8 protein-coding genes and 1 pseudogene are annotated in these 8,217 nt (G+C 42.3%); 1 reads left to right on the top strand and 8 read right to left on the bottom strand.

Annotation, left to right across the window (positions count from 1 at the left end):
- Positions 1-25: 25 nt before the first annotated feature.
- The 8 genes from FKZ59_RS01965 to yfmF all read right to left on the bottom strand — a co-directional run bounded on the left by FKZ59_RS01965 (position 26) and on the right by yfmF (position 7,488).
- Positions 26-1,279 (bottom strand): competence/damage-inducible protein A, encoded by a 1,254-nt coding sequence (locus tag FKZ59_RS01965; protein WP_141601050.1) that lies wholly within the window; start codon positions 1,277-1,279, stop codon positions 26-28.
- A gap of 13 nt (positions 1,280-1,292) precedes the next feature.
- Positions 1,293-1,874, bottom strand: a complete 582-nt coding sequence (gene pgsA, locus FKZ59_RS01970; protein WP_141601051.1) for a CDP-diacylglycerol--glycerol-3-phosphate 3-phosphatidyltransferase — start codon at positions 1,872-1,874, stop codon at positions 1,293-1,295.
- Positions 1,875-1,926: 52 nt separating this feature from the next.
- Positions 1,927-2,835 (bottom strand): helix-turn-helix domain-containing protein, encoded by a 909-nt coding sequence (locus FKZ59_RS01975; RefSeq protein ID WP_141601052.1) that lies wholly within the window; start codon positions 2,833-2,835, stop codon positions 1,927-1,929.
- A 48-nt stretch (positions 2,836-2,883) separates the two neighbouring features.
- Positions 2,884-3,666 (bottom strand): DUF3388 domain-containing protein, encoded by a 783-nt coding sequence (locus tag FKZ59_RS01980; protein ID WP_141601053.1) that lies wholly within the window; start codon positions 3,664-3,666, stop codon positions 2,884-2,886.
- A gap of 234 nt (positions 3,667-3,900) precedes the next feature.
- On the bottom strand, positions 3,901-4,161 hold the full coding sequence (locus tag FKZ59_RS01985; protein WP_141601054.1) for a DUF3243 domain-containing protein: 261 nt from the start codon (positions 4,159-4,161) through the stop codon (positions 3,901-3,903).
- A gap of 44 nt (positions 4,162-4,205) precedes the next feature.
- Positions 4,206-4,934: an elongation factor P 5-aminopentanone reductase gene (gene ymfI, locus FKZ59_RS01990; protein WP_141601055.1), complete on the bottom strand. Its 729-nt coding sequence runs from the start codon at positions 4,932-4,934 to the stop codon at positions 4,206-4,208.
- On the bottom strand, positions 4,931-6,226 hold the full coding sequence (gene yfmH / locus FKZ59_RS01995) for an EF-P 5-aminopentanol modification-associated protein YfmH (RefSeq protein WP_141601056.1): 1,296 nt from the start codon (positions 6,224-6,226) through the stop codon (positions 4,931-4,933). The genes ymfI and yfmH overlap by 4 nt, the downstream gene beginning before the upstream one ends.
- Positions 6,226-7,488: an EF-P 5-aminopentanol modification-associated protein YfmF gene (gene yfmF, locus FKZ59_RS02000; RefSeq protein WP_141601057.1), complete on the bottom strand. Its 1,263-nt coding sequence runs from the start codon at positions 7,486-7,488 to the stop codon at positions 6,226-6,228. The genes yfmH and yfmF overlap by 1 nt, the downstream gene beginning before the upstream one ends.
- 406 nt (positions 7,489-7,894) lie before the next feature.
- Between yfmF and FKZ59_RS02005 the strand changes: the two are divergent.
- A pseudogene (locus tag FKZ59_RS02005) lies at positions 7,895-8,217 on the top strand (IS1634 family transposase); the annotation flags it as partial.

Raw genomic sequence — 8,217 nt, forward strand, 5'->3', positions numbered from 1 at the left:
GTTTTTCCGGCTCAAATTTTAAATTTCACACTTTACTATACCCTTTTTCTTCAAGCAATCGAATCAAATAGCTCAACGTATACTTGACGGTCCGTATACGGTTGGTATTTCGAAGTCCGGATAATTGAAGCTTTTTCGTCGCGACATCATCGCCGATTGCAATCCCGATCCAAACCGTTCCTGCCGGTTCACCATCATGCGGCTCCGGCCCCGCAGCTCCTGTCAAACCTACTCCGATATCCGTGCCAAACTTTTCACGGACTTTTTTCGCCATGCCGGCAGCACATTCGCTGCTGACAACGCCATAACGGTCAAGCAGTTCTTTTGGAATGCCCAGCTGCTTCATTTTCGCCTCTTTTGTATATGTGACCATTCCTCCGACGAGTGCGCCGCTCACCCCGGGTATCTCCGCAAGCTCCGATTGAAACAGGCCGGCCGTTAAACTTTCGGCGGCCGAAATCGTCAACTTATGGTGCAACAACATGTTGACCGCTTTGGATGCAAGGGTGTCATCATCCACTCCATAGTTGTATTTACCGACGATATCCAAAATTTCTTTTTTCTTTTCATTGATTAAGTTCCAGGCATGTTCTTTGGAATCCGCTTTGGCCGTAATGCGCAAGAGCACTTCGCCGTCAGAGGCAAGGGGAGCGATGGTCGGATTGATTTGCGCATCTAAAATATGTTGGATTCTCGTCTCGAGCTCCGCTTCCCCAATGCCATAGAAACGGAGAACATGGGACAGGATCACTCCGCCCTTGCTGATGAGGGAAGCGAGCTTTGGTTTCGCTTCGAATTGGAACATCGGCTCCAGTTCTTTTGGCGGCCCGGGCAATAAAATATACGTCCTGCCCCCTTTCTGGAGCATCATGCCCGGCGCAAGGCCGTGATGATTCGGCAGCACTTCGCTTCCTTGTAAAATCAAAGCCTGTTTTCTGCTGTTTTCCGTAATGGTTCTGCCCTGGTTTTTGTAAAACTGCTCAATCACTTCCAATGCATTTTCATCAAATACAAGGGGTACGTTTAAATGTTCCGCAAGAGTTTCCTTCGTTAAATCGTCCTTTGTGGGCCCCAATCCGCCGGAAAATATTATCAGATCTGCACGGGATTCGGCGATTTCAATCGCTTTTTTGAGCCTTCCCCCATTATCACCTATAACCGAATGATAATATACGTTAACGCCTATTTCCGATAATTGGGAGGAAATGAATTGGGCATTCGTATTGGCGATCTGGCCTAAAAGCAATTCGGACCCGACGGCAATAATTTCGGCATTCATCGTCTCGCCTCGCTTATTTGGAATTGACAAACACGTGCCGGTTTAAATAGAAATAATCCCAGCCTGACCAAATCGTAAAGAACAAGGCCACATAAAGCATAATGATATCAAAGGGTATGCCAAACAATACAAAAATAGTATTGTGCAAAAGCAATGCCACAATGGCAACGATTTGCGTCCACGTTTTGAGTTTTCCCAATTTGCTGGCTGCGACAATCTTTCCTTCCCCGGCCAAAATGGACCGCAAACCGGTAACCGCAAATTCGCGGCTTAAAATGATAATGATGACCCAAGCCGGAACATGTTCATTGATTTCAATCAATAGAAGGAAGGCGGAAGTAACCAGCAATTTATCTGCAAGGGGATCCAAAAATTTCCCCAAATTGGTTACCAGATTATATTTCCGGGCGAAATGCCCGTCAATCCAGTCAGTGCAGGATGCAAGAATGAAAATAAGGGCACCGACAAAATGATGGACAGGCATTTCCGCCCCGAACAATTTCATATTTCCCCAATTAAAATCAAACATCATCACAATGACAAAAACGGGAATTAATAAAATGCGGGAAACCGTTATTTTATTTGGTAAATTCATTGTCCACTACAACCTTTCATGCGCAAGAAAATAGTCATCTAAAATAAGATGACTATTGTTCCTGGCTAAATTCGATGACGATATTTTGGGTCGTTTTGTCAAGAACATATTTGATTTCTTCGCCATTTACAAACACTTTTGCATTGTTGGACGCACCCAGGCGAATACGGGCATAACCATTTGCTGTGGAGTCATGTTCCACTACTTCACCCTGTGAATATACCCGGGCTTCCACTTGTTCATTTTGATTTTTGTCCCGGATGCTTACCCAAGTATTGCCTGATACTTCCACACGGATTTGCATCTTGTCCGTACCGGAGAGTTTATATATTGTTGTAATGCCGTCCGGTTGAACTTCACCTGCAGAAATTGTTTGTTTCTCTTCTTCTTTTTGTTCCTCTTGTTCTTCATCTTTATTTTCCTCATCATTGGCAGCCGGTGATTCATCGGCATTCTCTTTTTTGTTTGCTTTTTCGCCTTCCTTCGTTGAAGGCGTTTGAACTTCCGTTTTTTCGTACTCCAATGAATCGTTATTGCCCGTCACCTGTTCATCCGGAGCAGAAGGTCTTTGGGAGAAGAAGAACCATAATACTGCGATGATGATTACAATGAATAAAGCAACGACATATTTCGGCAAAGCTTCCATCAGCTTGCTTGCAGAAGTAGTTTTTAATTTTTTGCGGGCAGGACTCTGGGAGAAAGATTGGGCCACTTCCTCCGTTTGATGACTTGGTATCTCGTTTTTATATTGTTCAAAAATTTCATCCGGATCTAATCCTACTGCTTCCGCATACTGCTTAATAAACGCGCGGACATAAAATGTGCCTGGCATAATGGAATAATTGCCTTCTTCAATAGCAATCAAGTACCGCTTTTGAATTTTCGTAATTTCCTGCAAGTCATCTAAACTATACCCTTTAGACAATCTCGCTTCTTTTAGGCGAGTACCGAGCTCTGTCAACCATAACACCTACTTTATTTATATTTTATTAATCATTTTAAAAAATTTTTATAAAGAGAAAAAATCATCATTATTCAAAAAGGCATCATTTCTTTCTAGGGCATCATAAACAATTTCCTCATCCGGGTGATGGCGCAATTCGATAATGTAATCAAAGTCGTCGATGGTATATTCGGAATGCTTGACAAAAATGTCGGGATGTTCAACCACTTTCACACAGGGCATTTTCATGACTTCACGGACAAGCTGCAAATGTTGTTCGTCAGTTGTCCTTCTCGTAACAACTCCATCCAGGATAAATATATTATTTGTATTAAATTCATCTCCTATGAGTTGCTTTCGAATCGTTTGTTTAATCATGGTGGATGATAAAAAAATCCATTTTTTATTTGCACAAACGCTTGCGGCTACGACGGATTCGGTTTTCCCCACCCGGGGCATGCCGCGGATTCCGATTAACTTGTGCCCCTCGGTTTTGAATAATTCAGCCATAAAATCAACCAAAATTCCAAGTTCATCGCGGACAAAACGAAAGGTGTTCTTTTCATCGGCATCCCTTTCGATATATTGGCCGTGCCGGACAGCCAAACGGTCACGCAGTTTGGGCACACGGAATTTTGTTACACGGATATCATCAATCGTTTTGACAACCGATTGAAACCGTTTAATCGATTCGGCATTTTCCGCTTTTAACAGCAAACCGCGGCGGCCTTCATCCACCCCGTTAATCGTGACGATATTTACTTTGAGCATCCCCAGCAAAGAGGCGATATCACCTAACAAACCTGGACGATTTACTTGAATCTCGTATTCGAAATACCATTCACTCATGAACAACCGTCCCCTTGTATAGAAAACGAAATAAATAACCTACATGTTTCATCATAGCGGATTTTGTATGTATTGAAAAGTTACAAAGCGACAAAATTATTCCAAATCGGACAAAATCATGCTTTATTTTGCATTCTTTCAGTAAATATCTTGAATGAAGAAAAAGGAGGAAAATCCCCCTTTTTCTTCTGATTCCACCTTATATTCAGATTTGCAAGGCAATTCTAAATTTCATCAATTGACGGCTCTTTTCTCTTGCACCAGTTTCATGATGCAGCTTGCCAATGCATGCTTTTCCTTCTCATTCGCCACGGACCATAAATCGGCGAGAACCCGTTCTTGTTCATTTTTCGGGTCAACGTTTTTTGCCAGATATTCGCCGATTTGAACCGCTGTTTTTTCAATCGTGTTATTGGACATTCCTAAATTCTTTGCATTTTCCACTTGTTTGCCAAGGAATGATTTCCATTTTTCCCAGTTTTGTAGTAATTCCATATGTTCCCCTCCTTTTCGGTCTTAGTATGTTCAAGCAGCGTTAATTATATGTACCAACCGCCATTTAAACGGATAATTTGTCCTGTAACGTAATCTGCTTGACCACTAATGTAAAAGGAGACGAAATTCGCCACTTCTTCAGGCTCGCCGGGGCGGTGGAGGGGAATTTCATCATAAATGGCCTGTTTCTCTTGCTCCAGCAAATGTTGGTTCATATCCGTATCAATAAAGCCTGGCGCAATGGCATTCACCAAAATGCGTTGGCCGGCCGCTTCTTTTGCATAAGCTTTGACGAACGCATGCTGGGCCCCTTTTACGGTGGCATACACCGTTTCGTATGCAGCACCCGCTTCACCCCAAATGGACCCGATAAACATAATATAGCTGATCTCATTTTGGCGCAATTTTCTTGATAACAGTGCCACAAGGCGAATCGGATTTTGCACATGCTCTTTCCATAATTTGTCGATGATGCTGGCCGGTGTATCCTCAAGCAGTCCATAGTATGCCGTTCCACCGGCAAAAATCACCGCCTGTACAGAGAAAATTTGATTCGCCAGCTTCTCCGCCCCGCCATCAACGGAAAAATCCGCCTGCACCGGAATAAACTCCGATTCGGGATAAGCAACTGACAATTCCGTCAATAACTGGTCGATCTTTTTGCGTCCCCTGAAATAATGTAAATAAAGCGACCAGCCATCTTCAGCCAGACGCTTTACGATTGCACTGCCAATTGCACCGGAAGCTCCGATCACCAATGCAAATTTTTTCATTTCTGATTCCTACTTACCGGCAAAATTTTAAAGATTGTCTGCTGGGATTCCCCTTGAATAGATTGAAAAGCCTTTTTCACATCTTCCAATGTGATCTTTTCAATCACCGGAACCACATCAAATAAATTCATATCATTAAATTTATATCTTGTAAATTGATTCGCAATATATTCCAATGAATTTAATGCCCTTAGGAAAAAGCCGATTTTTTTGCGTTTAATCCGCCCGATGGAGTCTTCATTGAAAATTTCTTCTGCATGATTTACTGCATGCAAGATTTTTTCGGCGAGCTTATCAGGATCAGGCGAATCCGATCCGATCAAAGCAAATCCGAAACCTTTCTCCAACGTAAAATCATACGCGAAAGACTCGTCGATCAATCCGTTTTCATAAACATCCGTATAAAAGTCGGAAGCACGGCCAAACAGGCATTCGAGACCGATTTGGATGGCGAGTTCATTTTTGAGCATTTCGTCGCCGCTCAAATCGGTATTCTTCGCCTTGAGCCCGACATACACTTTCGGCTGCTGGACATCCATTTTGATTTCCCGTTCTTTGATCGCCACTTCCTGCGGTTCTTCTTCAAAGAAACGTTCGATTTTAGGAGCTTCTTTGAAAGATTTTTTATTTTGGTTTTCCTCGATAAAGTTTATCATCTCTTCCGGATCCACATTGCCGACGATAAAAAGGAGCATGTTGGAAGGATGATAGAAGGTATTGTAGCAAGTATATAAATGTTCCGCAGTAATTTGATTGATCGATTCAATTGTTCCGGCGATATCGATTTTCACAGGGTGATTATGGTACATGTTTTCGATCGTTCCAAAATAAAGACGCCAATCAGGCTGATCATCGTACATTGTAATTTCCTGGCCGATAATCCCTTTTTCTTTTTCGACCGTTTTTTCGGTGAAATACGGTTCTTGCACAAAATCCAAAAGGGTTTCCGTATTTTCAAAAATATGTTCCGTAGCCGAAAATAAATATGCCGTTCTTGTGAAGGATGTAAACGCATTGGCGGAAGCCCCGTTTTCACTGAACTTCTGGAATACGTCGCCCTCTTCCTTTTCAAACATTTTATGTTCCAGGAAATGGGCAATCCCGTCCGGAACAGTGATCGGTTCTTTCCCGCCAATCGGTGTGAAGGTCCGGTCAACGGAACCGTATTTTGTTGTAAATGTCACGAAAGTTTTTGAAAACCCTTTTTTCGGCAAAATATATACGTCAAGCCCATTTGCAAGTTTTTTGTAATATAATGTTTCATCCAACTGCTGAAATTCGATCTTTTCCATTATTCCGCCTCCTTTCCGCAGAGGAAGTAGGTCGCTTCATGTTTGAGAAGTGATGCCATTTCCTGCAAATCTTCCTTCGTCACTTTATGCCAACGTTTCTTCCATAAATCCACGGAAAATTCTTCATCGAGATCTTTATATTGGTCGAAAATGTCAATTTGACCTCGCGGCAAATCCAATGCTTCACGCAAATGGTTCACAAGCATCGCCCGCGTTTGATTTAGTTCCAAATCTGTAACATTGCCTCTTTTTATTTCTTCCAGTTGCTCAAAGATGATATCTGTCGCTTTTTTCTCGTTTTTCGGTTCAATTCCGGATATCACATAAAGAAGTCCGTAATGTGGGGCATAAGAACTGGAAACGTAATAACATAAACTTTCCCACTCACGGACATTCATAAATAATTTCGAATGGGCATATCCGCCAAAAACACCGTTGAAAACTTGCATTTTCGGAAAGTCCGGATCTCCGAATCTCACCGGTGTACTAAAGCCCATATGCAATTTCCCTTGTTTCATATCTTGATATTCCTTCACGTAATCCTTTGCCGGTTTTGAATCTTCATTGACAGCCGGCGTCTGAGGTGTCCGATCTTTAAATGGGAACGCTTTTCGAATCTTTTCCCGCATTGCCTCTACATCGATATCCCCTGCAACATAAATATCAATTTTATCGTTATTGATCATCGAATAATAGGCTTCCGTCAGCGATTCCGGATTCACTTCCTTCACGGTTTCAATCGTTCCGCTTGCAGGAATGGAGGCAGGATGGTTCGGACGCAAAATCTGCGTCAGACGTTGTTGAGCGTAGCGTGTTTTATCGTCAAAAACGGATTCGATGCGTTGAATGACCATTTGCTTTTCCCTCTCAACGATGGAAGGGACGAATTGCCCGTTCTCGAAATTCGGTTGAAAAATCACTGTTTGCAATAAATCAATCACATCATTTAAAACAGGATGATTCGATAAATATTGGTCATTTACGGTTTCGACGTTCAAAACTACGGTATGTTCCCCTCCGCGTTTGGATACGTCAAAATAAAGCATCGTTCCGTACAAGTCATCCAAATGGCTTCGGAATTCCGCAGATTTTTTGAATTTCTCATTGCTGTGCTGCAAAACATTTGAAAGCACAGCCCGCTCAGCTGCAGCTTTTGTCGTTAATGGCGCCCGCCATTTAAATGAGAAATTCACCGTTTTAAATTGTGTTGTTTTTCTGATATGCAGTGAAACGCCTTCCGCCAATTTCGTTGTCTGAAACAAAAAAATTCCTCCTGACTACCAATATTATACATGGCTTTATTAAATAATTTTCTCAAACGGCAAATATATTATTCAAAATTACGCTAACCGCTAATACTACTATACATGGAATAAAATAGTTTATGTGCAACATTTTTATTTTAATAGAAAATTTTCCGGAAAGCATCAAAAAGAACTCGAATTATGATTGCATCAAGTCTCAGGCGCATCTTCCACCGCGTTTCAATCCTTTCAATCGCCCGAGTTCGACAGTTTTGAGGCCATTTTAGGCAAATGAAAATGGCCAAAATGCTGTTATATCAAAGATTTCGCGATGCGGATCCTAGAAAAAAACACTGAATTTCATAGGCACACGACTTGTTTATTTTAACTTTTAAAACAGCTGAATATCGGTTATAATATAGGCATGTACATACGGCGAGTAACACGCAAAAACAAAGATGGAACGACCGTGGCGTATCTCCAGCTTGCTCACAACGAATGGGATCCGAAGGCCAAATATGCGAAAGCGAAGGTGATTTATTCGTTTGGGCGCGAAGACGAGGTGGATCGCGCTGTCTTGGAGCGTCTGGCCAAAAGCATTTCGCGATTCCTTTCTCCTAAGCAGGCTTGGGAAATCGAGACGTTGACAGGAGAAGTGTCGGATGACTTTCAGTTTCAATCAAGCAAACGCCTTGGTGGCGCTTGGCTTTTGGATCAGCTCTGGAGACAACTGGGATTGGGAGAGAT

The organism is Ureibacillus terrenus, from assembly GCF_006569205.1.
Taxonomy (GTDB): Bacteria; Bacillota; Bacilli; order Bacillales_A; family Planococcaceae; genus Ureibacillus; species Ureibacillus terrenus.